The following is a 25,281-nucleotide window of genomic DNA, read 5'->3' as shown; positions in this document are numbered from 1 at the left end:
ACCAGGTTGGGTTGCGAACCCACTACCAAGAGTCTGAAACTCCGGCACGCGAGCGGATGACGGGACTCGAACCCGCGACCCTCACCTTGGCAAGGTGATGCTCTACCAACTGAGCCACATCCGCATGATTGTGCCCGGGGTTTGAACCCCACGCGAGCGGATGACGGGACTCGAACCCGCGACCCTCACCTTGGCAAGGTGATGCTCTACCAACTGAGCCACATCCGCACTGTTCACACTGGCGTCGATGACTTCCGACACCATCGTGCGCGATACTGGGATCGAACCAGTGACCTCTTCCGTGTGAAGGAAGCGCGCTACCCCTGCGCCAATCGCGCATGATCGAATCATGCATATTCTATTATCACAGTGAATCTCTTCACCGTGCGCGATACTGGGATCGAACCAGTGACCTCTTCCGTGTCAGGGAAGCGCGCTACCGCTGCGCCAATCGCGCCCATGTTACACCGTAGGGCAACCGAGCGGATGACGGGACTCGAACCCGCGACCCTCACCTTGGCAAGGTGATGCTCTACCAACTGAGCCACATCCGCATGTCGTTCCGGCCGCCTTTCGGCTTGCCTCGCAACGAAATTAAACTCTATACGACGGTATCCGCACATGCCAAATCGTGTGGACATGACCCTGATCACAGAGATGCCGAAGGGTGGGCATTCAACGCGCAGGATCTCATCGACCGTCCACCGGATTCCCGGGAAACCACGACCGTGGACCAGTAAACTGCCGACTATGAGCACCGATGAGGCGACCACCCGCCCGGTCATCCCCCCTGCGGACACCCGCGTACCGGCACCGGCTTCCCCCACCGCGGCGCGCCCCACGCGCGGTGTGCCGGCCACACGGGCCCAGTGGTTCCGCGTCACCCGCCTGCATGCGCTGCGCACCCGGCGCCGGATCCACTCCAACCGACACGTCTCGCGGGTCTACCGTGTCAGCGTCGGTGTGGTGGGGGCACTCGTCATCGTCGCCGGCCTCATCATGGTCCCACTGCCCGGACCCGGCTGGCTCGTGGTCTTCTGCGGCATCGCGGTCATCGCCAGCGAGTTCGCCTGGGCGCACCGGTTGCTGTGCTGGGCGCGCCTGAAGCTCCATGTCTGGACGCGCTGGTTGGCAGCCCAACCCCGTTGGGTGGGTCTGCTGATCGGCACCGCCACGTGCGTGTGCGTGTGCGCCTGTGTCTGGGGTGTGCTGCGCCTGGCGGGGATCCCCGATTGGGTCCCCGCCCGGCTGGCCCACCTCACCCTGCTCGACTGAGTACCGGTGAGCCGACCCCGCGTGTTCAGGACTCCGCGTTGGCCAGCGCAGTCAGGCGCGAAAGGCAGCGCAGGTACTTCTTCTTGTATCCGCCGGCCAGCATCTCGGGGGTGAAAACCGCATCCAGCCGGGCTCCCGTGTTCTTGATCTCCACGGCGCGGTCGTACATCCGGTCCACCAGTGCCACGAAGCGCAGTGCGACATCCTGACTGGGGATCGTGGCGACATTCGACCAGGCCGCAGCCGTGACGGTGCCGAGCATACGCCCGTACCGTGATGGATGGACCTGTCGCAGGTGTTCCAACAGCGCCTCGAAATCGTCGACCGCGACCTCGCCGTCGACCGTGCCGACATAGTCGGACAGGCCCTGCGCATCCAGGGGTTCGGGCGGGGTGGGTGCGCCACGGTGGCGGTAATCATCGCCGTCGATCGAGAGGATTTCGAACTGATCGGCCATCGCCTGGATCTCGCGTAGGAAGTCCTGGGCTGCGAACCGTCCCTCCCCCAGCGCACCGGGCAGGGTGTTGGAGGTCGCGATGATCTTGACCCCGGCATCGGCGATCTCCCGCATCAGGCGGGTCATCATCATGGTGTCACCCGGATCGTCGAGTTCGAACTCGTCGATGCACACCAATCGCATCCCAGACAACACGGTCTTCGCCTGCTGGAATCCCAGGGCGCCGATCAGGTTCGTGTACTCGACGAAGGTACCGAAGGCAGCCGGCTTGTCGTTGGCGTGCCAGGCCGAGGCCAGCAGGTGGGTCTTGCCCACACCATAGCCGCCGTCGAGGTACACCCCGCGAACGGCCGGGGCCTTCTTACCGCCGAAGAGCCGGCCCAGCAGGCCGGGGCGCTTCGCGCCGGCACCGGTGAAATCGCTCAGCTTGTCCCGCGCAGCGCTCTGACTCGGCTGCGTCGGGTCCGGTCGGTAGGAGTCGAAGGAGACGTTCTCGAACTGCGGCGGGGGCACCAGCCCCGCCACCAGTTCGTCCGGGCTGACCCGGGGATTACGGTCGATCAGGTGCACAGTCGTAGAACTCACAAGCAACCAGTGTAGCCGGGGGCCCGACCACCGGATCCGCTAGGAGAAGTCAAAGCCCAGACGGCCCAGCTGTTTGGGATCCCGCTGCCAGTCCTTGGCGACCTTGACGTGGAGGTCCAGATAGATCGGCGTGCCCAGGATCGCCTCGATCTCCGAGCGCGCCTGTGACCCGATCTGCTTGAGCCGTGTGCCCCGCCGACCGATGATGATGGCCTTCTGGCTGTCGCGCTCCACATAGAGATTCACGTGCACGTCCCACAGGGGGCGGTCCTGGGGCCTGCCCTCGCGCGGGCCCATCTCCTCGACCTGCACAGCCAGGGAGTGCGGCAATTCGTCGCGTACCCCTTCGAGGGCGGCCTCCCTGACCAGCTCGGCCACGAGCACGGATTCGGGTTCATCGGTCAGGTCCCCGTCGGGGTACAGTGGCGGGCTGTCCGGCAGGTGTTCGGACAGCACCCGATCGACGGTATCGACCTGGAAGTCGCCCACGGCCGAGACCGGGACGATGTCGGCGAAGTCGTAGAGTTCACCGACGGCCAGCAGTGCTGCGCCGACCTCCTCCCGCGAGACCTTGTCGGTCTTGGTCACCAACGCGACCACCGGGGTGCGCCCGGCCACCTTCTTCAACTCCGCTGCGATATAGCGATCGCCGGGGCCGATCTTCTCATCGGCCGGCAGGCAGAACCCGATGACATCGACCTCGGACAACGTCATGGCCACCAGGTCGTTGAGCCTGGCCCCCAACAGGGTCCGTGGTTTGTGCAGCCCTGGCGTGTCCACCAATACGGTCTGATGATCCGGCCGGTGGACGATCCCGCGGATCGTGTGCCTGGTGGTCTGCGGTTTGGCCGAGGTGATGGCCACCTTGGCGCCGACCAGGGCATTCGTCAGGGTCGACTTGCCCGTATTGGGCCGTCCGACGAAACAGGCGAAGCCGGCCCGGAAGCCCTCGGGGACTTCGGCGAATAGGCTCATTGGTGTTGTCCTTCCTCGGTGTGTGCGGCCGGAGGTCCCACACGGGTGATGATGACGTGTTCGACGCGGTGGCGTCTGCCCTGTCCGGCCTCGGCGGTGATCCGCAGACCGGCGATCTGCGCCGTGGATCCGGCGATCGGCACCAGCCCGATGAGCGTCGTGAGCAGGCCGCCGACCGTGCTGACGTCCTCCTGATCGATGCGGACGTCGAAGAAGTCGGCCAGGTCCTCGATCTGCATGCGCACGGAAACGCGGAAGGTCCCGGGTTCGAGCTCTTCGATGTCGGCATCCTGATGGTCGTACTCGTCGTCGATCTCGCCGAAGATCTCCTCGACGATGTCCTCGATGGTCACGACCCCGGCGGTACCGCCGTATTCGTCGACGACGACCACCACGTGCCGGCTCTCGGCCTGCATCCGGTGCAGCAGCGCGTCGACGGCGACCGTGTCCGGGACGAAGGGGACCTGCCTGGCCAGCATCCAGGCCGGCTCGGCATCGTCCTCGGGATGGACGTGGACGCGCCTGACCACGTCCTTGAGGTAGAGCACCCCGCGCACATCGTCCATATCCTCGCCAATCACCGGGATCCGGGAGAAGCCCGAGCGCAGGAACAGGCTCAGCGCCCTGCGCAGCGGCGTTTCGGCGTCGAGCACGACCAGGTCGGTGCGCGGCACCATCACCTTGTAGGCCCTGGTGTCGCCCAGATTGAACACGCTTTCGATCATGTCGCGTTCATCGTCCTCGATGACGTTTCCGGCACTCGCCCGGTCGACCAGATCGCGCAGCTGGGACTCCGAGACGAAGGGACCGTCACGATAGACCCGATCGGGGGTGAGCATATTGCCCAGCCACACGAACACCCTGGCCACAGGCCCCAGCGCCCGGCGGAGTCCGAAGACGACTCCGGACAGGGCGAGGCTGACCTGCGTCGAGCGGCGCCGGCCGATCGTGCGCGGCGAGACCCCGGAGATCACGAACACCGCGATCGCAGCGGTCAGCACGCTGGCCAGCATCACCTCCCAGGCCTGCCCGAATGCACCCGTGTAGCCATAGACGATGAACACCGTGGCCCCGGCCTCGAAGAGCATCCGGGTGAAGATGAGCACATTGAGGTGGGTTGGCAGGTCGCCGAGGATCCGCAGGGTCCGGTCGGCGGCCCGGCTGCCCTCGGCGGCCAGGTCGGAGATCTCATGATGGCTGACCACGGAGAGCGCGGCGTCGACCGCCGCCAGGCAGGCCGCCAGGCCCAGCGCGCCCAGCGCCGCCAGGAAGAACCAGAGGATCGTCACCTAGTCCTCCGTGGGTTCCGGAATCGAGGTCCGGCCGGGTTCGCGTTCGGCGAACCAGGTCAACAGCAGTTGACGCTGATACCCGAACATCTCCGCCTTCTCCTGCGGCTGCGCGTGGTCAAACCCCATCAGGTGCAGCATCCCGTGAACGGTCAGCAGAAGGATCTCGTCCATCGTCGAGTGCCCGGCGGCCAGCGCCTGCCGGCGCGCCACCTCGGGATCGATGACGATATCGCCCAGCACTCCCTCGCCCTGTTCGCCGGGCCGCAGCTCGTCCATCGGGAACGACATCACATCGGTGGTGCCGGGCAGATCCATCCAGCGCATGTGCAGATCGGCCATCGCCGCATCGCCGATGAAGGTCACCGAGACGTCCACCAGCGGATTGATCCGCATCTGCGCCAGCACATGCGTGCACAGCCGGTGGACCTCGTCGAGGTCAACCGCGGAATCGGTCTCATTGGCCAGCTCGATGCTCATCGGCTTCTTCTCCCCTTGTTGCGCGGATGGTTCTCCCCCGGCGTGTGCGCCAGCGTCCAGTGGTCGTAGGCGTCCACGATCGCCGTCACCAGGCGGTGGCGCACGACGTCCTTGCTGGTCAGTTCCATGAAGGCGATGTCATCGACGCCGGAGAGGATGTCGCCGGCCGCGCGCAGCCCAGAGCGGGTGCCGCCCGGCAGGTCGACCTGCGAGGTGTCGCCCGTGATCACCATCGTCGAATTGAGGCCCAGCCGGGTCAGGAACATCTTCATCTGTTCGAAGGTGGTGTTCTGTGCCTCATCGAGGATGATGAAGGCGTCGTTGAGGGTGCGCCCTCGCATATAGGCCAGGGGCGCCACTTCGATGACCCCGGTGTCCAACAGCGTCTTGATGTGGTCGGGATCGATCATATTGTGCAGTGCATCGTAGAGCGGCCGCACATAGGGGTCGATCTTCTCGTCCAGGGAACCGGGCAGGAAGCCCAGGTGCTCCCCCGCCTCGACGGCCGGCCTGGTCAGGATGATCCGCGCCACCTCACGGTGCTGCAGAGCGGTGACGGCCATGGCCATGGCCAGATATGTCTTCCCGGTACCGGCCGGGCCGGTGCCGAAGGTGATCGTGTGGTTCCGGATCGCATTGACGTACTGGTGCTGGCCGAAGGTCTTGGGCCTGATCGACGTGCCCCGGTGGGACAGGATGTTCGCCCCCAGGACGTCGGCGCCTGCCGCGGGCTCGCCCCATAGGCGTTCCACGGTCTCCGGATCGTTCGGCTGGCCCGCCGCCGCGAGTTTGCGCATTTCACCCAGGACGCGGACCGCTGCGTCGACATTCGCCTGCGATCCGGTGACGGTCACGTCATGGCCACGGACATGGAACCGGGTGTCGCCGGCCAGGGCCTCGAGGCGACGCAGTCCCGCATCTGCTGGACCGAACATCGCGACGGGGTCGACCTGGGCTCCGATGCTCATGCGCACCGTGACGGCCTCGGCCGGAGTCTCCGTGGTGCTGGGGGTCGTGTCTGCTGACTGAGTGTGCAGGGGGTTGTCCTTCCTGATGAGCCCGCCGGATTCCGCGCCCAGTCTACCGGTCCCGGCCACGCCCGGAATCATGCCCAACGGCCCAGGGCGACCTGGGCGATGCCGAGTGCGACGGGTCCTGCGGTCGAGGCCCGCAGAATCGTCGTGCCCAGCAGCGCCGGCCGGGCTCCGGCCGCCTGCAGCGCGGCGAGCTCGGCATCGGAGATCCCGCCCTCGGGTCCGACGACGAAGACGATCCTCTCCAGGTCCTCGGGCAACTGTGCCAATACCCGCGGCAGGTGCTCCTGCGCTGTTTCGTGCAGCACGATGCAGGCATCGCCGGGCCCCAGCTTGCCGGCCAGCGAGGTGCCACGGACCAAGTCGTGCAGAACGGGGACCCTGGACCGGCGGGCCTGCAGGGTGGCCGCCCGGAGAGTGTTGAGCCACTTCGCATGGGACTTCGCGGCCTTCTTCGCCGGCCAGTCGACGATCGAGCGCTGGGCCGCCCACGGCACGACCTCGTCGACGCCGACCTCGCAGGCGGCCTCGATCCCGGCCAGATCGCGGTCGCCCTTGGCCAGGGCCTGGACCAGGACCAGTGCGGGGCGCGGGGCGGGCTCCTGCACACAGGTGCGAACCCGCAGGCTCAGTGCCTCCGGGCTCGCGGTCTCGATGACTCCGCTCAACCGCAGACCGGCGCCGTCGATGATGTCCACCTCAGCGCCGGGGCCGAGTTTGCGCACGCGCACGGCATGGCCGGCCACTTCCGGGCCGAAACCCAGCAGATCGCCGACGGCGCCCGGCTGGGCGAAGGTCGACAGGAAAACGGGAGCTGTCATGTGCGCGCCTCAGCGTCCGGCGAACTTGTCGCGCAGGCGGGAGAAGGGGCCCTTGGCGTGCTTCTCGGCACTGGCATCGACCAGGCCGGAGGCATCGTGCTCGCCGCGCATTCCGGCGAGGCGCTCGAGCAGCTCCCGCTGTTCCTCGGTGACCTTCTGCGGAGTCTGCACCAGAATCGTCAGGACCAGATCGCCGCGGCTGTTACGGCGCAGCCGGGTTGCGCCCAGGCCGGCCAGCCGGGTCTGCGTGCCCGATTGGGTGCCGGCCTCGATGTCGACCTCGCGCGGCCCGTCGAAGGTGTCCACCGTGACGCTTGTGCCCAGGGCCGCTGCCGTCATCGGCACCCGCAGGGTAGCGCGCAGATTATCGCCATCACGGCTGAACACGGGGTCCTCGGCGACGGCGACCTCCAGGTGCAGATCCGCCGCGGGGCCGCCCCATGGCCCGACCTCGCCCTGCCCGGTCAACAGGATCCGGGTGCCCTCGCGGACTCCACCGGGGATCTTGACGCTGAGCGTGCGCTCGGTGCGCACACGGCCCTCGCCATGGCAGGAATTGCACGGATCGGGGATCACGGTGCCGAAACCCTGGCAGTTCGAGCACGGCTGGTTCGTCACCATATTGCCCAGCAGGGTGCGGGTCGTCTGGCGCACGGAGCCCTGCCCGTGGCACAGCGAGCAGGTGTCGTAGTCGGTACCGGGGCGGCAGCCGGAGCCGTCGCAGGTCTCGCACCGGGCCGCGGTCGAAATCGACAGTTCCTCGGTCCCCCCGAACACCGCGGTGCGCAGGTCGATCTGCAGGTCGACCAGGGCGTCCTGACCGCGCTGCGCGCGCGGGATCGGGCCACGGCCGGCTCCTGCTCCCCCACCGAAGAAGGTCTCGAAGATATCGCCGAAGCCCCCGAAGCCGGCGCCGCCGAAACCACCGGCCGCCTGGCCGTACTCGCCACCGCCGTTATCGTAGTTGCTGCGCTTGACCGGATCGGAGAGCACCTCGTAGGCCACGGAGACCTGTTTGAACTCCTCTTCGTGTCCGGGGTTGACGTCCGGGTGGAGCTTGCGCGCCAACTTCCGGTAGGCCTTCTTGATCTCCTCGGGCGCCGCGTCGCGCGCCACGCCCAAGGTCTCATAGTGATCGCTCACGTGTTTCCTTCGTCTTGAGTCGTATCGGATGCTTGTCTCCGCGCCCGCCTAGTCGGACAGGATCACGGATACGTACTTGGCGACCGCGCGCACCGCGGCCATCGTGGTCGGGTAATCCATTCTGGTGGGGCCGAGCACCGCCAGCCTGGCCCCGGCTTCCGGCCCCCCATAGGGACTGGCGATCACGGAGGTCGAGGAGAAGGACTCCAGGTCGTTCTCATGACCGATCCGCACCGCCACGGGTTCGGAATCCTGGGCCATCGAGGACAGCAGCCGCAGGAGCACGACCTGCTCCTCGAAGGCGTCGAGCAGCGGGGCGATCTGCGAGAAGAACTCGCCGCCGGCGCGCGCCAGGTTGGCGGTGCCCGCCATCAACAGACGGTCCTGCCTGCCGAGTCGGGCCAGGTCCTTGAGCACCTCGGCGAGCCGGGCGCCGGCCGCTGCGTGCTCGGCGGGCACCTGGAGGTCGTCCAGGGCTGTGTCGATCCGGGCCAGCCGGACCCCGCGCAGCGCCCGATTGACACCATCGCGCAGAGCCGTGGGATCCACCGGCACCACGTCATCGCCCAAGTCGACCACGCGCTGTTCGACCTGGCCGGAATCCGTGATGAGGACCGCCAGCAGGCGGCCCGGAGTCAATTCGACCAGTTCGACGTGGCGCACCCGGGTCTGCGAGGCCGTCGGGTACTGGACGAGCGCGACCTGGTGGGTCAGCCCCGAGAGCAGCCGAACGGTGCGCTCGAGCATATCGTCGATGTCGACCGGTGCCTGGAGAACCCGGGAGATGGCACGGCGTTCGGCCGTCGACAGGGGCTTGACGTCGTCGAGTCTGTCGACGAACACGCGGTAGCCCTTATCGGTGGGAATCCGGCCGGCCGAGGTGTGGGGCTGGGCGATCAGACCGTCCTGTTCGAGCGCTGCCATGTCATTGCGAATAGTGGCCGGGGACACCCTCAACCCGTGCCGGTCCACCAGCGCCTTCGAGCCCACCGGTTCATTGGTCGCCACGTAGTCCTCGATGATCGCCCGCAATACCCGATTCCTGCGGTCGTCGTTCACGGCCCCTCCTCAACTGACACGGTGTCGGCGGCTGCGTCCCCCACATTGGCACTCGAACACCCGGAGTGCCAATTCTACGCCGCGGACCCTGCGGGCCAAAATATCGTCGCTCACATCGGGTGGCTCCCACACCCGAACGGGGAACCGAGCTAGATTGGTGGGGTGACATTCACCGATCCCTATGGCCGCGATGTGCTCTCCGGAGGCCGCAGCGCCCACCGCAGGCCGAGTTCCCAAAAGGTGCCCGCCGACCCCGGCCTGGTCGTCGAGGAGGTCGCCACCGGTTTCGTCGGCGCGATACTGCAGGTGCAGAAAGCCCCCGGGGGCTTCTCCGTGGTGCTCGAGGACCGCATGGGCACGCGGCGCGCCTTCGAACTGGGCGCAGGCTTCTGGATCGACGGCCGTCCGGTCGAATTAACCCGGCCCAAGCACAGGGGACCCGAATACAGGATCGGTGCCGATGGCGCACCGGGAGCGCGCCGGACCCAGGCGGGGCCCCCTCCGGGGCGGACCGCCTCCGGGTCGATCGCAGTACCCGAGAGCCCCGCCCGTGTGGCCAGGCCCAGCCGGATCTGGGTCGAGGGAAAGCACGATGCCGAACTGGTGGAGAAGATCTGGGGCGAGGACCTGCGCTATGAGGGCGTGGTCGTCGAACCCCTGGGCGGCCTCGACGTGCTCGCCGAGCGGCTCGCCGAGTTCCGGCCCGATGCGCAGCACCGGGTCGGAGTGCTGGCCGACCACGTGGTCAGCGGCTCGAAGGAGTCCAGAATCGCCGCCGAGGTCATGTCCCACCGCGCCTACTCCGGCAGCGTCCACATCATCGGTCACCCGTTCATCGACATCTGGGCCGCCGTCAAACCCGCGGTGGTCGGCATCCGGGCCTGGCCCGAGGTCCCCAGGGGCGAGGACTGGAAACTGGGCACCCTGGCCCGGATCGGCTGGCCCCACGCCGACCACCGCGATACGGCCAGGGCCTGGGCGAGGATCCTGCGCAGTGTGAGCACCATGGGAGATGTCGATCCCGCGCTGTCCGGCCGGGTCGAGGAACTCATCGACTTCGTCACAGTCGGGCACTCCTGAACACGCGCCCCGACCTTGGAAAAGGCTTTGAATAGCACTCGTAGCGCCGGATTTGCCAAACCCCATGTGGTACCCGGCGTGGTGCGCCGGGTAGGGTGTGCTCAGTACGACACCGTCCCGCAGCCGATTCGAGGAGGAAGACCATGAGTCAGGACCCCCACAACGAACAGCCCGAGCAGAACGCTCTCGGACAGAACTACGGACAGGGATACGGGCAGAACCCGGATTACGCCCAGAATCCGCAACAGAACTACGGCCAGCCGGGCTATGGACAGCCCGGCGCCCAGTCCTACTACCAGCCGGGCCAGCAGCCCTTCACCGGCCCGCAGGCCTCGACCCAGTTGCCCGAGGGCGTCTACGGCGAGGGCTCCGAGGCCTTCTGGCGGGCCAGCCCGAACGATCGCACCACAAGCCTGTGGGTTGGGATCGGACAATTGTTGACCGGCTGGATCGTGCCCCTCATCCTCTTCCTTGTAAAGAAAGATGAGTCAGCATTCGTCAGGGAACACAGCAGGCAGGCGCTGAATTTCGGGATCACCATTGTCATTGCCAATGCTGCAATCTCCATCATCACAGTGGTCACATTCGGCATCGGTGGGATTCTCTACTTCGCAACAGCAATCGTGCAGATCGTCTTCGGCATTCTGCAGGCTGTTGCCGCCAACAAGGGCCAGGGATACCGTTACCCCATGACCATCCAGTTCATCAAGTGAACGCACCGCGAGTGTGAGCCGCACCTGCGCAACCGAGGGCCCCGGAGTAATCACTCCGGGGCCCTCGGTGTTCTGTGCCGGGGCCGCCGCATGGCGTTCAGATCAGCAGATCGCTCAATTCCCTGACCATGTAGTCGGCCATCAGGCGCCCGGAGACAGTGGGCGCGAACCAGATCGGATCGTCCTCCAACAGACCCATCCGCTCGAACCGGTTCAGGTACGCCGTGGCCCCATCCGGCAGCGAATCGCGCCGCAGGCCATGTTCGATCCGCGCTGCCAGCATGATCCGCTCGACTTCCCGGGTGTCCGGTCCGAGGACTTCCCGGCCCACTGCCGGGGACTGGCCCGCTGCCAGCCGGGCCGCCCAGGCACGCGGATGCTTCGCGTTCCAGAATCGGGTGCCGCCCACATGCGAATGGGCGCCGGCGCCGAACCCCCACCAGTCGCCCTCCTGCCAATAGGCGAGGTTGTGCCTGCAGCGGGTATCCGGGCCAGTAGAAAAATTGCTGACCTCGTACCAGTGCAGTCCAGCGGCCGCGAACAGCGCGTCCGCCAGTTCGTACTTATCGGCCAGATCGTCCTCATCGGGCATCGGGAGTTCTCCACGGCGCACCTGCGACCCCATCTTGGTGCCGGGCTCCACGATCAGCGAGTACGCCGAAATATGGTCGGGCTCGTTGGCCAGGGCGACTTCCACAGAGCGCCGCCAGTCTTCCAGTGACTCCCCCGGGGTGCCGTAGATCAGGTCGAGGCTGACCTGCAGGCCGGCGGCCTTGATCCACTGCACGACCTCGGGAATGCGCCGCGGATCGTGGGTCCGATCCAGGGTCTCCAGCACGTGCGGCACCGCCGATTGCATGCCCAGGGAGATCCGGGTGAAACCCGCGGCGGCCAGGGTGTCGATGTACGCAGGTGTCAGGGTGTCGGGGTTGGCCTCGGTGGTGACCTCGGCCCCGGCGGCCAGGGGCCAGCGCTCCTGCAGGTTCTGCAGCACGCCGGCCAGCACCTCGGCCGCCAGCAGGGTGGGCGTGCCGCCGCCGAAGAACACGGTGTCCAGGGGCCGCCTCGCCACCCCCGCCCGGTTGAGCACTCCTGCGGCAAGGTCCATTTCCGCGGCGATCCCCGCCCGGAAGTCCTCCCGGTTCGCACCGGGGCCCAGATCCGTCGAGGTATAGGTGTTGAAATCGCAGTACCCGCAGCGCACGCGGCAGTAGGGCACGTGGACGTAGGCGCTCCAGGTCCGTTGTGCACTGCCCTGTGCCACGCCGGCGGGCAGAGCGCCCGTGAGCGGCGGGATGTCGCCGATGGGCTGGGCCGGCACCCTACTTGTCCTTGCCCTTGCCGTCCTTGGAGCCGCCGCCATCGGAGGACAGGGCTGCGATGAAGGCCTCCTGCGGGACCTCGACGGAACCCACCATCTTCATCCGCTTCTTGCCCGCCTTCTGCTTCTCCAACAGCTTGCGCTTACGGCTGATATCGCCGCCGTAGCACTTCGAGAGCACGTCCTTGCGCATAGCCCTGATGGTCTCGCGCGCGATGATGCGCGAGCCGATGGCCGCCTGGATCGGCACTTCGAACTGCTGGCGCGGGATCAGGCCGCGCAGCTTCCCGGCCATCTCCACCCCGTAGGCATAGGCCTTGTCCTTGTGCACGATCGCGGAGAACGCGTCCACTGCGTCCCCGTGCAGCAGGATGTCGACCTTCACCAGGTCCGCTGCGGCCTGGCCGTCGTCGTTGTAGTCCAGCGAGGCGTAGCCCTTGGTCCGGGATTTGAGCTGGTCGAAGAAGTCGAAGACGATTTCGGCCAGCGGCATCCGGTAGCGCAATTCGACACGGTCCTCGGACAGGTAGTCCATCCCCTGCATCTGTCCGCGCTTGGACTGACACAGCTCCATCACGGCGCCCACGAACTCGCTGGGGGTCAGGATCGTGGCCTTGACCATGGGTTCGCGGACCTCTTTGATCTTGCCGTCGGGATACTCGCTGGGGTTCGTGACCTCGCGGGCACTGCCGTCCTCCAGCGTCACCTGATAGACCACGGATGGGGCCGTGGCGATGAGGTCGAGGCCGAATTCCCGCTCCAGCCGCTCCCGGATGATCTCCAGGTGCAGCAGGCCCAGGAAACCACAGCGGAAGCCGAAGCCCAGGGCGGCCGAGGTCTCCGGTTCGTAGACCAGGGCGGCATCGTTGAGCTTGAGCTTGTCAAGGGCATCGCGCAGGTCCGGATAGTCCGAACCGTCGATCGGGAACAACCCGGAGAACACCATCGGTTTGGGATCCCGGTAGCCGCCGAGGGCCTCTTCTGCGGGCTTGCGCGCATTCGTCACGGTATCGCCCACGCGGGACTGGCGGACGTCCTTGACGCCGGTGATGAGGTAACCGACCTCGCCCACGCCCAGTCCATCCGAGGGGTGAGGCTCCGGGGTCGAGGCGCCGATCTCCAGCAGTTCGTGGGTGGCGCCGGTGGAGAGCATTTCGATCTTCTCGCGCGGGGCCAACTTGCCATCGACCACGCGGACGTAGGTGACGACCCCGCGGTAGGTGTCGTAGACGGAGTCGAAGATCATCGCCCGGGCCGGCGCATCGGGGTCGCCCACCGGCGCGGGGACCTCGCCGACGATCTTGTCGAGCACCGCGTCCACGCCCTCGCCGGTCTTACCGGACACGCGCAGGCAGTCCTCGGGCTCGCAGCCGATCAGATTGGCCAGTTCCTCCGCGTACTTCTCCGGCTGCGCCGCCGGCAGGTCGATCTTGTTGAGCACGGGGATGATCGCCAGATCGTTCTCCAGCGCCAGATACAGATTCGCCAGGGTCTGGGCCTCGATACCCTGTGCCGCGTCGACCAGCAGCAGAGTGCCCTCGCAGGCGGCCAACGAGCGGGAGACCTCATAGGTGAAGTCGACGTGACCGGGGGTGTCGATCATGTTCAGCGCGTACGGGGTGCCGTCGACCTCCCATGGCATGCGAACGGCTTGGGATTTGATCGTGATGCCGCGTTCACGTTCGATGTCCATCCGGTCCAGGTACTGCGCGCGCATATCGCGGGGCTTGACGACGCCGGTGATCTGCAACATCCGGTCGGCCAGGGTCGACTTCCCGTGATCGATATGGGCGATGATGCAGAAATTGCGAATCAGTTCGCTGGGCGTGGCGGCGACGCGAATTCGCGCGGCTGACGCCTCACTCACCTGGGGCATGTGGCGTTCATTCCTTTACTCGATGGGACATCCCATTGTTTCACGAACCGGGTGCGCACACATAACCTTGAGGACATGGATTGGAAGAAGCTAGGGAATCGACTGCTGCGCGCCGGGGCCAAGGAGGGCGTCAAGCTCGCCAGGAAGGCGCTCGAGGATCCGAAGACCCGCCAAAGCGTCGCGGGCCTGCTCACCGGACCCGCTCGCGACACCGACAAGGACACCCGTGGGGACACCAGTTCCAAGCCCCCGCGCGCCGCGCAGCAGAACACAGGACGGACTACCCCCGCGGTCACCGGGCGCGAGGATTATCAGAGTGGTCGGACCGCGCAGCGCTCCGCTCCCAAACAGGGCTTCCCGCACCGCCCGTCCGGGGGCTACCCTGGTGATTTCACCGGTACGGTCAAGCCCCAGTACGCCCCCGACCTGGACGGCGACGCCGATCCCGGCGAGGTCGTGTGGGCCTGGGTGCCCTTCGAAGAGGACCCTGGACAGGGCAAGGACCGTCCGGTGTTGATCGTCGGCCACGACGGACGCTGGCTGCTGGGCCTCATGCTCTCGAGCAAGGACCACGTGCCCGGCGGGGTCGGCGACATCGACGAGACCCGCAACGCCCGCTGGCTCAATGTGGGCGCGGGCGATTGGGACGCGCAGCGGCGGCCTTCGGAGATCCGGCTCGATCGGATCATCCGGATCAGTCCATCCGGGGTGCGCAGGGAGGGCGCCATCCTCCCGATGGAGCTCTACTCGCTGGTTGCCAAGAACATCGAATGAGCGGCCGCGGCGCTAGTCGCGCACAGCACATCCACTGAGCCCTGCGCAGCCGGTCCGCCATGTAGAATAGGTGATTGTGTATCCGCCAAGGCGTGTGTCTCGCCGTGGTCGGGCGGAACCACCCCGGTACGTCTGGGGCCGTTGTGTTTCCCCGCAGCGGGCCCGCGCAGTCGTCCGGGAGCCCTCACGACCAAATGTAAGCCGATAAGCAAAGGTACTAAATTGGCAAATATCAAGTCCCAGATGAAGCGGATCCGCACGAACGAAAAGGCCCGCCTGCGCAACAAGTCCGTGCGCAGCGAGGTCCGTTCCGCCATCCGCGCCGTCCGTGAGAACATCACTGCCGGTAAGAAGGACGAGGCACAGGCCACTCTCCAGGTTGCTTCGCGCAAGCTGGACAAGGCCGTTTCCAAGGGTGTGCTGCACAAGAACAATGCGGCCAACCACAAGTCGAAGCTGGCCAAGCAGGTCAACGCCCTCTGATCGTTGATCCGCTGAACAGCTGTTCGGCCCATGGGGGTTCGACCCCTGGAGACCATCGGCGCCGTCACTTCGGGTGACGGCGCCGATGTGGTTTCACCGTCGGGTCCGCGCCAGCTGGGAGACCCTGAACACCAGCCGTTCGACCGCATACACGGGGTCGCGACCACCGCCCTTGACGGCTTCGTCGGCGGCTGCCGCATGCAGGATCGCCTCCCCCAGCGCCACTTGGTTCCACGAGCGCAGGTCCCGCTTGGCCCGATCGATCTGCCAGGGCGCCATCTTCAGTTCCGCCGCGTTCTCCCCCACCGAACCGCTGAGCCCCTGGACCTTCGCCAACTGACGCAGTTTGAGCGCCACCGCGGCGACGATCGGCACGGCATCTGTGCCGGTGGCCAGGGCGTGGCGCACCAGGGTCAGGGCCTCGGCGGTGTGGCCGGCCACCGTGGCATCGGCGACCTTGAACCCCGTGGCCTCCACCCGCCCGCCGTAGTATTTATCGACCAGTTCGGTCGTGATGACGCCATCGGTATCGGCCACCAACTGGTCGATCCCGGCGTCCAGTTCGCTCAGGTCGGATCCGGTGGCCACCAGCAGGGCCTCGAGCGCCTGGGGGTCGATCTTGCGCCCGGCCCTGGTGAACTCCCTGGCCGCGAAGTCGTGTTTGTCCTTCTCCGTCTTGACCGCCAGCGCGTCGACGGCGGGATACCCGGCACGTTCCAGGGCCTTCGTGAGCTTCGCCCCACGGTTGCCGCCGGAGTGTTTGAGGATGAGCACCGCGTCCTCGTTGACATCGTCGAGATAGGCCAGGGCGTCGGTCAGGAACGCGTCCGACATCCCCGCCAGATTGTCGACGATGACGAGCTTGTCCGCGGAGAACAGCGAGGGCGCACAGGCCTGCAGCAGATCCCCGCGTTCGTACCTGGCCGCATCCAGCCGGGTCGTCTCGAAATCCCCCTGTTTGCGCACGGCGCCCACCAGACGGTCCTGAGCTTTGCGCACCAGCACCGCTTCCGGACCCGAGATCAGGATCACGGGCGCCGGCTTCGCCTTCTGCCAGGGAATCAGGTTCGATTTCTTCGCGGATCTCGCATTCTTCGCTGCCACATACCCAAGCGTAGTGCCATGGCCGGACACGCCCGTCATCCCCCACAACCACGGGTTCCCCGCAGGCCACCGTCGACGTCGAGGACGATCGTGCCGCACACGTCGGTGCGCAGCACCGGAACCTGTCCGAAGGCCTCCAGCGCGGCCCGGGTCGGATGGCCGTAGCGGTTCTCCCCCACCGAGACCACGCCGGCGGCCGGACCCGCCCCTGCGAAGAAGCCCGGATCGATATCGGCCGATCCGTGGTGTGGGGCGATGAGGACGTCCACCCGCCCGAAGGTGCCGGCGAGACGACGCTGTTGAGCGGCTCCGATATCGCCGGGGACCAGTACGGTGCGGTCGGCCACCATGATCAGGAAGACCAGGGACTCGGCGTTTCCGTCGGCCACTCGGCCGTCGGCTGCCGCGACGGTGCTGTCGGGACGCGGCCATAGGACCCGCCAGGATACCTCGGTGCCGGGCAGCGAGAACGCGGCACCGGCGCGCAGCGGCTGTGCCGACCGTCCGGTGATCGCCTCGGCACGGCGGGCGCGGTCATCGTCGGCCAGGGGCGCGCTGATCCACAGTGCTTCCACCGTGCGCCCCCTGACCGCGCCCGACAGCCCCTGCACGTGATCCGCATCGAAATGTGAGAGGGCGACCCAGACGTACTCGGCCCGCAAATCGCGCAAGCAGGAGTCGACTGCGGCGGGGTCGCGCCCGGCGTCGATCAACAGAACCCGGCCGGGGCCCAACGAGACCGCGGTGGCGCTGCCCTGACCGACATCGCAGACTGCCACCGTCCAGTGTCCGAGCTGGGCCCGGGGCGCCAGCGGGAGCACCAGGCCGGCAACCAGCGCCGCCGCTGCCACGGGCAGGCTCCAGCGCCACAGCCGCAGCCTGCGGAGACAGGCTGCGGCGAAGGCCGCAGTGATCAGTCCGGCCAGTGCCAGGCCCAGGGCACCCGCCGGCCAGGGCAGCACGGCCCCTGGCAGCTCCGCACCGATCCGGGCGAGTTCGGCGATCCACCAGGACGGCAACGCGCCCAACTGGGCCAGCGCCCGCCCACACCAGTCGATGCCAGGCAGCACACCGGAACCGAGGCCGCAGACCAGCGCGCCGAGCCCCAGAATAGTCGCAGGGGCCACCGCGGGCCCCGCCAGCAGATTCGCCACGACCGACCATGCGCTGGGTGCCGAACCCAGGGCCACGAGCACCGGCAGCACCGCTATCTGCGCGCACAGTGGAACGGCCAGTGCCGCGGCAACCGGAAGCGGCAGGTGGGCCCGGCGCAGGGCGTCCGTAACGGGCCGGCCCAGCACGATCAGGCCCGCGGTGGCAGCAGCGGAGAGGATGAAGCCCGCACTGACGGCCAGTTGTGGAGCGACGATGACGAGGACGAGCAGGGCGGTGCAGAGCACGGCAGGGGTATTGCGGCCGGTCTTCCGGGCCAGGGCCAGGGTGCCGGCCAACCCCATGGCGGCCGCGCGGAGGGCCGATGGTTCCGGTCCGACGATGAAGACGTAGGCCAGGCCGATGGCAGTGGAGACGGCCAGAATCGCGCCCCTGCGCCGGGTCAGGTGGCGTAGGACCCAGACCGCGGTAACCGTGATGAGGGTGATGTTGGCCCCGCTGACGGCCATAACATGGCTCAAGGAGACGATCTTCATCTGTTCGGCCAGCAGTTCGTCGACCGCAGCGGTATCGCCGATCACGAGGCCAGGCAGCAGGCGGGTGCCGGCGTGCCCGGTACCCGCGGCATCCGCCAGGAAACTGCGCAAGTGCGCGCGCAGACGCCAGGGAGCACCGGGCGGACCGAGGGTGGCGGGCCGGTTGTCGGTGAATGCCGTAATGCGCGGCCCGGCTGTCTTCAGGTCGGCGTCGAGCATGATGCGGCTGCCCGCCGGCGGGAGTCCGGCACGGCTCAGAATCTCCAGTGAACCACGCGGGGTGTGAACCGATCCCCGGTGCATACCGCCGGGCGTCTGCACGGGGTCGGACACGATGAGGGCCTCGCCCCGGTAGTGGTCGTCACCTGTCGGCATGGCGAACAGGTGGGCCGCGACGAGACCCGCGGCCAGCGACGCCAGCAAACAGGTGGAGGCCGCCCACGCCGCCGGACGGGTCCGCCGCCGGCGGAGTGCGAGCGCGGCCAGGATCGCACAGACCACGGCGAGCAGAGCGGTGTGGCGAGGGTTCCCCGGTACTGCCGCCGCCGACCAGGCGGCCGCGGTAGCCACCAGGAGGCGCCAGGTGGCCGCCCTGTGCAGGAGCGCCGCGCTCAGCCGTCCGCCGGCGGAGTCCGGGTCCCGGGGTGCGTGACGCCGTCTCATATCCGGGCGCGGTCCTTGAGCCCCTCGACTGTCTTCTGACCGATGCCGGAGACCTCGGTGAGTTGGTCCACACTCGTGAAGGGGCCGTGTTCCTCGCGGTGGGCGACGATCGCTGCGGCGGTCACGGGTCCGATGCCGGGGAGCGCCTCGAGCTCCGCTGCTCCCGCTTTGTTGATGTCGACGCTACTGTTGTTCTGCGTGCCGGGTACCGCGCTGTTCTCCGCACGGCCGGTCGGCGGCGGCCCGCGGGGTGTGACGACGATCTGTTCCCCGTCCACGAGGATGCGGGCCTGGTTGATGGAGGCCTCATCGGCTTTCTTCGTCATCCCTCCGCAGGCCCGCAGGGCTTCGGCCACGCGCGCCCCGGCTGCCAGTTCGACCACACCGGGCCGGGCCACCTCGCCGACGATGTGGACGGTCACCGCACCGGCCCGGCCGGCCGTGGGCCCGGCTGTGGAGGTCGCGATCGGGGCCGGCGCCTCCGCAGTGGTCTGTGGCGGGGCGTTGAGGTACCGCAACAGGAGCAGCCCGATGACGGCGGCGAGGACCAGCGCGCCGATGAGGAGGAGCACCCGACGGCTGGGGACGGGGCGGGTGGCGGGCAGGAGGTCCGCGAGTTCCGGATCCTCGTCGGCCGGGTCCCAACCATCGCGGCGGGTGCGGCCCAGCAGGCTGGAGATGCGGTCTTCGGGCGATCGTGACATGCCGCAACGCTAGATCCGTGGATTCCGGCCCGCCAGGACGCCCGGTGCGCCTGTGGACGCCCGGGAGTTGTCAACAGTCCGGTGATGCGCTGTTGCACCCTCCTGTGACCTGCGGTGGGTCCGGTGCTCAGGGCAGGGTCTGGACGATGATCCCGGTGGTTCCCGGCCCCACATGGGCGGTGATGACGGTGGACAGGATCTCCTCGCGCACGCGCGTGCCTGTCGGGAGTTCGGCTTCGTCCACAAGCTCGCGCAGCCGGGTGAAGCCCGCACCGGCCTCTGCTGCACTCGCCTCCGCGTGCAGGAGGACGCATTCGATTCGGCCACCGCCTGCGGCGAGTTCGCGCGCCCGCCCGACGGCCGAGTCCACCAGGCGGGCGATCGCCCGGGAACTGGTGCGCACCCGGGCCAGCGGGGTGACTTCGCCGGCGTCCAGGGTCAGGACGGGCACGATGGACAGCGCCCGGCCCAGCAGACTGGCCGCCCGGCCGATCCGCCCGCCGGCTCGCAGGTACTCAAGCGAAGCGGGCACGAAGTAGGCGCTCGTCTCCTCCGCACACCAATCGCGCAGGGTTCGTTCCAACACGGAGGCCCCGGTGTGTCGACCGGCCACCGCAATCGCCACGGCTCCGGCCAGACCGGCCGCGGCGGTCTGCGAGTCCACCACGACGACGGGGACCTCGCCGGCGGCGCCGGTGGTGCTGCTCGCGGCGGTATGGGTGCCGGAGAGCCTGGCCGAGAGGGTGAGCACGACGATGGCCTCGGACCCGGCTCGCACGAGTTCGCGGTATGCCTGTGCGAAGGCCGCCGCAGGAGGCTGCGATGTCGTCACGCGGGCCCCCGAGGCCATCGCGGTCGTGATGTCGTGGGCGCTCCACTGCCGGTCCGGGCGCTCGACTCCGGCCACGGCAACGGTCAGGTCCACTATGCGCAGGCGCCCGTCGAGCTCTGCGGTGAAGGTCTCCACCTGTTCCTCGCTCAGGCGGGCTGTCGAGTCGACGACCAATCCCAGTTTCTGCATGGTGCCCAGCCTAGTCCGGAATTCCCCGGCTTTACGGCAGGCCGGGCACGGCTGCGCGTCGTTCCTTGGATACGCTGGTGGGGTGAAGACCCTCTTGGATTACCTCGTCAATTCCCCGACTGCGGCCGTGTCCGGTGTACTCGGCATAGCGGGCGTCGTCGTGGCCCTCATTCCCGGGCTGCACTCCTGGGCCTGGTTGTTCCTCCTGGTACTGGCGCTGCTGCTCCTGGCCGGTCTATTCGCCTTGGCGGGCGAATGGCGCAGGACACAGGCCAAGATCGACGATCTGCACACCGAGCTGGCCACGGCACGCGCGCAGATCGGCGGGTTGACGGCCGTCAGCTCCCCGGAGGACGACGAACAGATGGATCAGGCCCCGGCCCGGGAGATTCTGGGGCTGCTGCCGACTAGTGGCGGGATCATCGAGCACCTGCGGATCCAATCGGGTCCCTCGGGCTTCACGACGGCAGAGCTGGCCCCGGTGCGCACCCTGGTCGACGATTACACGAAGACGGCGTTCAGCACGCACGCGCTGCACGCGGCGTTCATGGAACTCTATCGGTGTTCGGCGGCCCTCTTGGCGTGGATCGACAAGCAGACGAAGTCGACCGAGGACGGACTCGAGCTCATCCCCGGTGATCAACGCGATGGCGGCTGGCGGGAGTTCGCGCAGGTCCGGACCCGCGGGGCGGATCTGGCCGGTGATTTCCTCGCTGCGCGACAGGCCTTCGAGACCGCCGCGCTGGAAGCCGAGGTCCTCTAGAACCTGATCCACCAGTTGTCCCCCGGACACACCGGGGGGCGGCGTTTGTGCACCGTGTTCTGGAACCTGATTTCAAGGGCCTCGGTGACCGCATCGGCCACGGGGGCGCCTTCGAGGAAGTCGTCGATCTGCGCATAGGTCAGGCCCAGGGCCTCCTCATCGGGCTGACCAGGGGCACCGTCGAGCAGATCGCCGGTGGGTTCCTTGACCCACAGGCGCTCCGGGGCGCCCAGGTGCTCGAGCAGGCTGCGACCCTGGCGTTTGTCCAGTCCCGCGAGCGGGCTGACGTCGGATCCACCGTCACCGTGCTTCGTGAAGAAGCCGGTCACCGCCTCGGCGGCATGCCCTGTGCCCACGACCAGGAGGTTGTGCTCGCCGGCCAGTGCGTAGAGCGCCACCATGCGCATTCTGGCCTTGACATTGCCCTTGGTGAAATCGCTCATGGCCGTGCCCACGCTATCCGCGAACTCGGCGGACAGTCCGTCTACGGCGCCTGCGACGTTGAATGCCAGCTGCTGGTCGGGCCGGATGAAGTCCAGGGCGGTGCGCGCGTCGTCCTCATCGGCCTGGACCCGGTAGGGCAGGCGGACCGCCAGGAGAGCGGCGTCTTCGCCGCGCCTGCGCAATTCCTCTGCCGCCAGCTGGCACAGACGTCCGGTCAGGGCGGAGTCCTGCCCGCCGGAGACGCCGACGACGAAGCCCCGTGCACCGGTCGTCAGGCAGTACTCGACGAGGAACTGCACGCGGTGCGCCACCTCGAGCGCCGGATCTATCCGGGGCCGGACACCCAACAGCGAGCGGATCTCTGCTGCGGAAAAACTCATGCTCTTACGATATCCGCGTTCTGTATCCCAAATGTTTCCCATGCTGTGATCTTTGGCACAGGAAGTGTTCATCCTCTGTTCATCTACGCAGCAGGGCACCCCCGGCGGGCATAGTCCCGCCGGCGGTGCCCCTGTGAACGTGCTGCCGATCAGGCCTCTGGAACGATGTTGACCAGCTTCGGTGCGCGCACGATCACCTTGCGCACCCCGGCACCGGCCAGGGCCCGCAGCGCGCCCTTGGACTCCAGGGCCAGCGCTTCAAGTTCCTCGGCGCTGATATCCGGAGACACCTCGAGCCGATCGCGTACCTTGCCCTTGACCTGGACCACGGCGGTCACGGTCTCGGCGACCAGGTAGGCCTCATCGTAGACGGGGTACGGCGCATACACGACCGAGTCCGCATGTCCCAGCCGATGCCACAGCTCTTCCGCCAGGTGCGGGGCCAGCGGACCGAGCATGGTGATCAGCGGTTCCAGCGCCTCGCGCGGGGCGCTGCCCGCCTTGGTCAGATGGTTGACCAGCACGATCAGCTTGGCCACGACGGTGTTGAACCGGAAGGCGTCCATATCCTCGCGAACGCCCTTAATCGTCGCGTGCAGGACCTTGCGGGTCGCCTCGTCCGCCGGCTCCTCCGAGACCAGGGACGCACCGGTGGATTCGTCGACGGCCAGGCGCCATACGCGCTGCAGGAAACGCTGTGCACCGACGACCGCGCGGGTCTCCCAGGCCCTGGAGTCCTCCAGCGGGCCCATCGACATCTCGTAGACGCGGAAGGTGTCCGCGCCGTAGTCGTCGTACATCTCATCCGGGGTCACCATGTTCTTCAGCGACTTGCCCATTTTGCCGTATTCGCGCGCGACCTGCTCGCCCTGGTACCAGAACGTCGAGGTGCCGTCGGCACCGGTCCGTTCGGTGACCTCGGCGGCCGGAACGTAGACGCCGCGGGCGTCGGTGAACGCATAGGCCTGGATGTAGCCCTGGTTGATCAGCTTGTGGAACGGTTCGAAGGACGATACGTAGCCCAGGTCGAACAGCACCTTGTGCCAGAACCGGGAGTACAGCAGGTGCAGCACCGCGTGTTCGACTCCGCCGACGTACAGATCCGCGCCGCCCGAGGCACCGGGGGTGCGCGGCCCCAGCCAGTAGGCCTCGTTGATCGGATCGACCAGCGCCCGGTCGTTGTGCGGATCGGCGTAGCGCAGCTGGTACCAGGAGGAGCCGGCCCAGTTGGGCATCGTGTTCGTCTCCCGGCGGTACCGCTTGGGTCCGTCGCCCAGATCCAGGGTCACGTTCACCCATTCCTGGGCCCGGCCCAACGGGGGCTCCGGTTCGGAGTCGACGTCGTCGGCTGCGAAGGTGCGCGGCGAGAAGTTGTCGACCTCCGGCAGGTCCACCGGCAGCATGTCCGCCGGCAGGGCGTGCGGGGTGCCCTCTTCGTCGTAGACGATCGGGAAGGGTTCGCCCCAGTAGCGCTGGCGGGAGAAGAGCCAGTCGCGCAGCCGGTACTGCTTCGTCTCCTGCGCCTGCCCCTTGGCGCCCAACCAGGCGAGGACGCGTTCCTTGGCAGTGGCGATGTCGAGTCCGTTGAGATCGATTTCGGCGTTCGCCGAGTTGATCTTCTCACCCGCGCCCGTATAGGGGGCGTCCTCATCGTGCTCGGCGCCCGGTGCAACGGTGCGCACATAGGGCAGGCCGAAGGCCTTGGCGAAGTCCCAGTCGCGCTGGTCCTCGGCCGGCACGCCGTAGACGGCACCGGTGCCGTAGCCCATCAGCACGTAATCGGCGACGAACACCGGCATCGCCCGGCCCGTGGCGGGATTGGCGACATAGGTGCCGGTGAATACGCCGGTCTTCGTCTTCTCCTCCTGGCGCTGCACCGAGGTCTTCGCCGCTGCCGCTCGCTGATAGGCGGTCACCGCCTCGCCCGGCGTCTGTGCCCCGTCGGTCCACCGGGAATCGGTGTCCGCCGGCCAGGCGGCGGCGGTGAAACGCTGCACGTCGGGGTGTTCGGGGCTGAGCACCAGGAACATGCCACCGAAGATCGTATCGGGGCGGGTGGTGTACACGCGGATCGCGTCCTCGCCCAGGGCGGCGCCGGAGGCGTCGGAGACCAGGAAGTCCAGATAGGCGCCCGTCGAGCGGCCGATCCAGTTGCGCTGCATGTTCTTCACCGCCTCCGGCCAGTCGACCCGGTCCAGGTCGTCCGCCAGCCTGTCGGCGTACGCGGTGATGCGCATATTCCACTGCTTGAGCTTGCGGGTGAACACCGGGAAGTTCCCACGTTCACTGCGCCCCTCGGCGGTGACCTCCTCATTGGCCAGCACCGTGCCCAGACCCGGGCACCAGTTGACCGGCGATTCGGAGACGTAGGCCAGGCGGTAGTCCTGCAGCACCCGCTCCTGCTGCGTCGGGGTGAGCGCACGCCAGTCACCCAGGCCCGTGGCGCGCTCGCCCGTGGCGAACTGGGCGATCAGATCGGCGATCGGCCGGGCGGCGCCGCGGCCGTCGGCGGCCTGCGGATCGTACCAGGAGTTGAAGATCTGCAGGAAGATCCACTGCGTCCACTTGACGAATTCCGAGTCCGTCGTCGCGAAGGTCCGGCGGGCGTCGTGGCCCAGCCCCAGCCTGCGCAGCTGCCTGCGCATATTCGCGATGTTCTCCTCCGTGGTGATCCGTGGGTGCTGCCCGGTCTGCACCGCGAACTGCTCCGCCGGCAGGCCGAAGGCGTCGTACCCCAGGGCGTGCATGACGTTCTTGCCCAACATCCGCTGATAACGGGCGTAGACATCGGTGGCGACATAACCCAGCGGATGGCCCACGTGCAGTCCCTTGCCGGAGGGGTAGGGGAACATGTCCATGAGGTACACCGGCTCGCGGTCCTCGGCACTGTAATCACGGGGACTGTCGGCCAGGTCGCCGACCGGATTGGGTGAGGCGTAGGTGCCCTCGGCCTCCCAGGCGTCCTGCCATTTGAGCTCGAGGGTGCCCGCCAGCTCAGCGTCGTAGCGGAACTGTGCCTGCTCGGCGGCAGAAGTCATGGGGGTCCTTTCCAATGGATCGTGCACATCCGGACGTCCCACGGTGGGAGATCCGGGAAAGATACCGGATCATTCTATCGCGCTGTCACCGGCGCCCGGCGACCTCCCGGGGCCCGAGCACGTACGATGGGTCCAAGCGCCGGCCGTTTT

At 67.6% G+C, this 25,281-nt stretch carries 22 protein-coding genes and 5 tRNA genes; 6 read left to right on the top strand and 21 right to left on the bottom strand.

The annotated features are described in order from the left end of the window. Positions 1–51: 51 nt before the first annotated feature. From NQ038_RS07300 to NQ038_RS07280, 5 genes are all read right to left on the bottom strand, one after another. A tRNA-Gly gene (locus tag NQ038_RS07300) sits at positions 52–124 on the bottom strand. Between the two features lie 31 nt (positions 125–155). Continuing rightward, a tRNA-Gly gene (locus NQ038_RS07295) sits at positions 156–228 on the bottom strand. A gap of 38 nt (positions 229–266) precedes the next feature. Then, positions 267–338, bottom strand: a tRNA-Val gene (locus NQ038_RS07290). A 47-nt stretch (positions 339–385) separates the two neighbouring features. Continuing rightward, positions 386–457, bottom strand: a tRNA-Val gene (locus NQ038_RS07285). 24 nt (positions 458–481) lie between these two features. Then, positions 482–554 (bottom strand) — tRNA-Gly (locus NQ038_RS07280). 196 nt (positions 555–750) lie between these two features. On the opposite strand from NQ038_RS07280, the gene NQ038_RS07275 reads away from it, so the two are divergent. After that, positions 751–1,275: a TIGR02611 family protein gene (locus tag NQ038_RS07275; RefSeq protein WP_257046475.1), complete on the top strand. Its 525-nt coding sequence runs from the start codon at positions 751–753 to the stop codon at positions 1,273–1,275. Positions 1,276–1,300: 25 nt separating this feature from the next. On the opposite strand, the gene zapE is transcribed toward NQ038_RS07275, so the two are convergent. The 8 genes from zapE to hrcA all read right to left on the bottom strand — a co-directional run bounded on the left by zapE (position 1,301) and on the right by hrcA (position 9,118). Next, a complete protein-coding gene (zapE, locus tag NQ038_RS07270) occupies positions 1,301–2,317 on the bottom strand; it encodes a cell division protein ZapE (RefSeq protein WP_257046476.1) in 1,017 nt (338 codons plus the stop codon). Positions 2,318–2,356: 39 nt separating this feature from the next. Then, positions 2,357–3,292 carry a GTPase Era gene (era, locus tag NQ038_RS07265; protein WP_257046477.1) on the bottom strand — a complete coding sequence of 312 codons (936 nt, stop codon included), beginning with the start codon at positions 3,290–3,292 and terminating at the stop codon, positions 2,357–2,359. Next, the gene (locus NQ038_RS07260) at positions 3,289–4,581 is read right to left on the bottom strand and encodes a hemolysin family protein (protein WP_257046478.1); all 1,293 of its coding nucleotides are present in this window, start codon (positions 4,579–4,581) and stop codon (positions 3,289–3,291) included. The genes era and NQ038_RS07260 overlap by 4 nt, the downstream gene beginning before the upstream one ends. Further along, positions 4,582–5,061: an rRNA maturation RNase YbeY gene (gene ybeY, locus NQ038_RS07255; protein WP_257046479.1), complete on the bottom strand. Its 480-nt coding sequence runs from the start codon at positions 5,059–5,061 to the stop codon at positions 4,582–4,584. Next, complete coding sequence (locus tag NQ038_RS07250) at positions 5,058–6,029, bottom strand: PhoH family protein (RefSeq protein WP_306427828.1); 972 nt, start codon at positions 6,027–6,029, stop codon at positions 5,058–5,060. Before NQ038_RS07250 ends, ybeY begins: the two co-directional genes overlap by 4 nt. 137 nt (positions 6,030–6,166) lie before the next feature. Then, complete coding sequence (locus NQ038_RS07245) at positions 6,167–6,916, bottom strand: 16S rRNA (uracil(1498)-N(3))-methyltransferase (protein WP_257046481.1); 750 nt, start codon at positions 6,914–6,916, stop codon at positions 6,167–6,169. A gap of 9 nt (positions 6,917–6,925) precedes the next feature. Continuing rightward, positions 6,926–8,059: a molecular chaperone DnaJ gene (gene dnaJ / locus NQ038_RS07240; RefSeq protein WP_257046482.1), complete on the bottom strand. Its 1,134-nt coding sequence runs from the start codon at positions 8,057–8,059 to the stop codon at positions 6,926–6,928. Between the two features lie 48 nt (positions 8,060–8,107). Further along, positions 8,108–9,118, bottom strand: coding sequence for a heat-inducible transcriptional repressor HrcA (gene hrcA / locus NQ038_RS07235; RefSeq protein WP_257046483.1), 1,011 nt, complete (start codon positions 9,116–9,118; stop codon positions 8,108–8,110). Positions 9,119–9,280: 162 nt separating this feature from the next. On the opposite strand from hrcA, the gene NQ038_RS07230 reads away from it, so the two are divergent. Both NQ038_RS07230 and NQ038_RS07225 read left to right on the top strand, forming a co-directional pair. After that, positions 9,281–10,198, top strand: a complete 918-nt coding sequence (locus NQ038_RS07230) for a DUF3097 domain-containing protein (protein ID WP_257046484.1) — start codon at positions 9,281–9,283, stop codon at positions 10,196–10,198. Between the two features lie 143 nt (positions 10,199–10,341). Beyond that, positions 10,342–10,911, top strand: a complete 570-nt coding sequence (locus NQ038_RS07225; protein ID WP_257046485.1) for a DUF4870 domain-containing protein — start codon at positions 10,342–10,344, stop codon at positions 10,909–10,911. 97 nt (positions 10,912–11,008) lie between these two features. Here NQ038_RS07225 and hemW read toward each other — a convergent pair whose 3' ends face one another. Continuing rightward, the gene (gene hemW / locus NQ038_RS07220; RefSeq protein ID WP_257046486.1) at positions 11,009–12,232 is read right to left on the bottom strand and encodes a radical SAM family heme chaperone HemW; all 1,224 of its coding nucleotides are present in this window, start codon (positions 12,230–12,232) and stop codon (positions 11,009–11,011) included. A 1-nt stretch (position 12,233) separates the two neighbouring features. Then, positions 12,234–14,108: a translation elongation factor 4 gene (gene lepA / locus NQ038_RS07215; RefSeq protein WP_257046487.1), complete on the bottom strand. Its 1,875-nt coding sequence runs from the start codon at positions 14,106–14,108 to the stop codon at positions 12,234–12,236. A 75-nt stretch (positions 14,109–14,183) separates the two neighbouring features. Between lepA and NQ038_RS07210 the strand changes: the two genes are divergently transcribed. Both NQ038_RS07210 and rpsT read left to right on the top strand, forming a co-directional pair. Then, positions 14,184–14,882: a type II toxin-antitoxin system PemK/MazF family toxin gene (locus NQ038_RS07210; RefSeq protein ID WP_257046488.1), complete on the top strand. Its 699-nt coding sequence runs from the start codon at positions 14,184–14,186 to the stop codon at positions 14,880–14,882. Between the two features lie 222 nt (positions 14,883–15,104). Beyond that, on the top strand, positions 15,105–15,365 hold the full coding sequence (rpsT, locus tag NQ038_RS07205; protein ID WP_257046489.1) for a 30S ribosomal protein S20: 261 nt from the start codon (positions 15,105–15,107) through the stop codon (positions 15,363–15,365). A 93-nt stretch (positions 15,366–15,458) separates the two neighbouring features. Here the strand turns inward: rpsT and holA are convergent, their stop codons facing one another. The 4 genes from holA to NQ038_RS07185 form a co-directional block, all read right to left on the bottom strand. Then, positions 15,459–16,469, bottom strand: coding sequence for a DNA polymerase III subunit delta (holA, locus tag NQ038_RS07200; RefSeq protein ID WP_257062216.1), 1,011 nt, complete (start codon positions 16,467–16,469; stop codon positions 15,459–15,461). A 35-nt stretch (positions 16,470–16,504) separates the two neighbouring features. Next, positions 16,505–18,781, bottom strand: coding sequence for a ComEC/Rec2 family competence protein (locus NQ038_RS07195; RefSeq protein WP_257062215.1), 2,277 nt, complete (start codon positions 18,779–18,781; stop codon positions 16,505–16,507). Beyond that, positions 18,778–19,485: a ComEA family DNA-binding protein gene (locus tag NQ038_RS07190; RefSeq protein WP_257062214.1), complete on the bottom strand. Its 708-nt coding sequence runs from the start codon at positions 19,483–19,485 to the stop codon at positions 18,778–18,780. Before NQ038_RS07190 ends, NQ038_RS07195 begins: the two co-directional genes overlap by 4 nt. Positions 19,486–19,612: 127 nt before the next feature. Beyond that, positions 19,613–20,506, bottom strand: coding sequence for a DegV family protein (locus tag NQ038_RS07185; protein ID WP_257046493.1), 894 nt, complete (start codon positions 20,504–20,506; stop codon positions 19,613–19,615). Positions 20,507–20,588: 82 nt separating this feature from the next. Between NQ038_RS07185 and NQ038_RS07180 the strand changes: the two genes are divergently transcribed. Beyond that, positions 20,589–21,269, top strand: a complete 681-nt coding sequence (locus NQ038_RS07180; RefSeq protein ID WP_257046494.1) for a hypothetical protein — start codon at positions 20,589–20,591, stop codon at positions 21,267–21,269. Here the strand turns inward: NQ038_RS07180 and nadE are convergent. Together nadE and leuS are read right to left on the bottom strand one after the other, a co-directional pair. Next, a complete protein-coding gene (gene nadE / locus NQ038_RS07175; RefSeq protein WP_257046495.1) occupies positions 21,266–22,093 on the bottom strand; it encodes an ammonia-dependent NAD(+) synthetase in 828 nt (275 codons plus the stop codon). The genes NQ038_RS07180 and nadE overlap by 4 nt on opposite strands. 149 nt (positions 22,094–22,242) lie before the next feature. Then, positions 22,243–25,131 carry a leucine--tRNA ligase gene (gene leuS, locus NQ038_RS07170; protein WP_257062213.1) on the bottom strand — a complete coding sequence of 963 codons (2,889 nt, stop codon included), beginning with the start codon at positions 25,129–25,131 and terminating at the stop codon, positions 22,243–22,245. Between the last annotated feature and the right edge of the window lie 150 nt (positions 25,132–25,281).

It is taken from the genome of Brevibacterium sp. 50QC2O2, assembly GCF_024580675.1.
GTDB classification, from domain to species: domain Bacteria; phylum Actinomycetota; class Actinomycetes; order Actinomycetales; family Brevibacteriaceae; genus Brevibacterium; species Brevibacterium moorei.
This window is presented reverse-complemented; position numbering and strand designations above follow the sequence as displayed.

Excerpts from the sequence above, each read along its gene's own strand:
- NQ038_RS07275 (WP_257046475.1), top strand. The coding sequence starts at position 751 with ATGAGCACCGATGAGGCGACCACCCGCCCGGTCATCCCCCCTGCGGAC.
- era (WP_257046477.1), bottom strand. The coding sequence starts at position 3,292 with ATGAGCCTATTCGCCGAAGTCCCCGAGGGCTTCCGGGCCGGCTTCGCC.
- ybeY (WP_257046479.1), bottom strand. The coding sequence starts at position 5,061 with ATGAGCATCGAGCTGGCCAATGAGACCGATTCCGCGGTTGACCTCGAC.
- NQ038_RS07250 (WP_306427828.1), bottom strand. The coding sequence starts at position 6,029 with ATGAGCATCGGAGCCCAGGTCGACCCCGTCGCGATGTTCGGTCCAGCA.
- NQ038_RS07245 (WP_257046481.1), bottom strand. The coding sequence starts at position 6,916 with ATGACAGCTCCCGTTTTCCTGTCGACCTTCGCCCAGCCGGGCGCCGTC.
- NQ038_RS07225 (WP_257046485.1), top strand. The coding sequence starts at position 10,342 with ATGAGTCAGGACCCCCACAACGAACAGCCCGAGCAGAACGCTCTCGGA.
- lepA (WP_257046487.1), bottom strand. The coding sequence starts at position 14,108 with ATGCCCCAGGTGAGTGAGGCGTCAGCCGCGCGAATTCGCGTCGCCGCC.
- NQ038_RS07210 (WP_257046488.1), top strand. The coding sequence starts at position 14,184 with ATGGATTGGAAGAAGCTAGGGAATCGACTGCTGCGCGCCGGGGCCAAG.
- NQ038_RS07195 (WP_257062215.1), bottom strand. The coding sequence starts at position 18,781 with ATGAGACGGCGTCACGCACCCCGGGACCCGGACTCCGCCGGCGGACGG.
- NQ038_RS07190 (WP_257062214.1), bottom strand. The coding sequence starts at position 19,485 with ATGTCACGATCGCCCGAAGACCGCATCTCCAGCCTGCTGGGCCGCACC.
- NQ038_RS07185 (WP_257046493.1), bottom strand. The coding sequence starts at position 20,506 with ATGCAGAAACTGGGATTGGTCGTCGACTCGACAGCCCGCCTGAGCGAG.
- nadE (WP_257046495.1), bottom strand. The coding sequence starts at position 22,093 with ATGAGTTTTTCCGCAGCAGAGATCCGCTCGCTGTTGGGTGTCCGGCCC.
- leuS (WP_257062213.1), bottom strand. The coding sequence starts at position 25,131 with ATGACTTCTGCCGCCGAGCAGGCACAGTTCCGCTACGACGCTGAGCTG.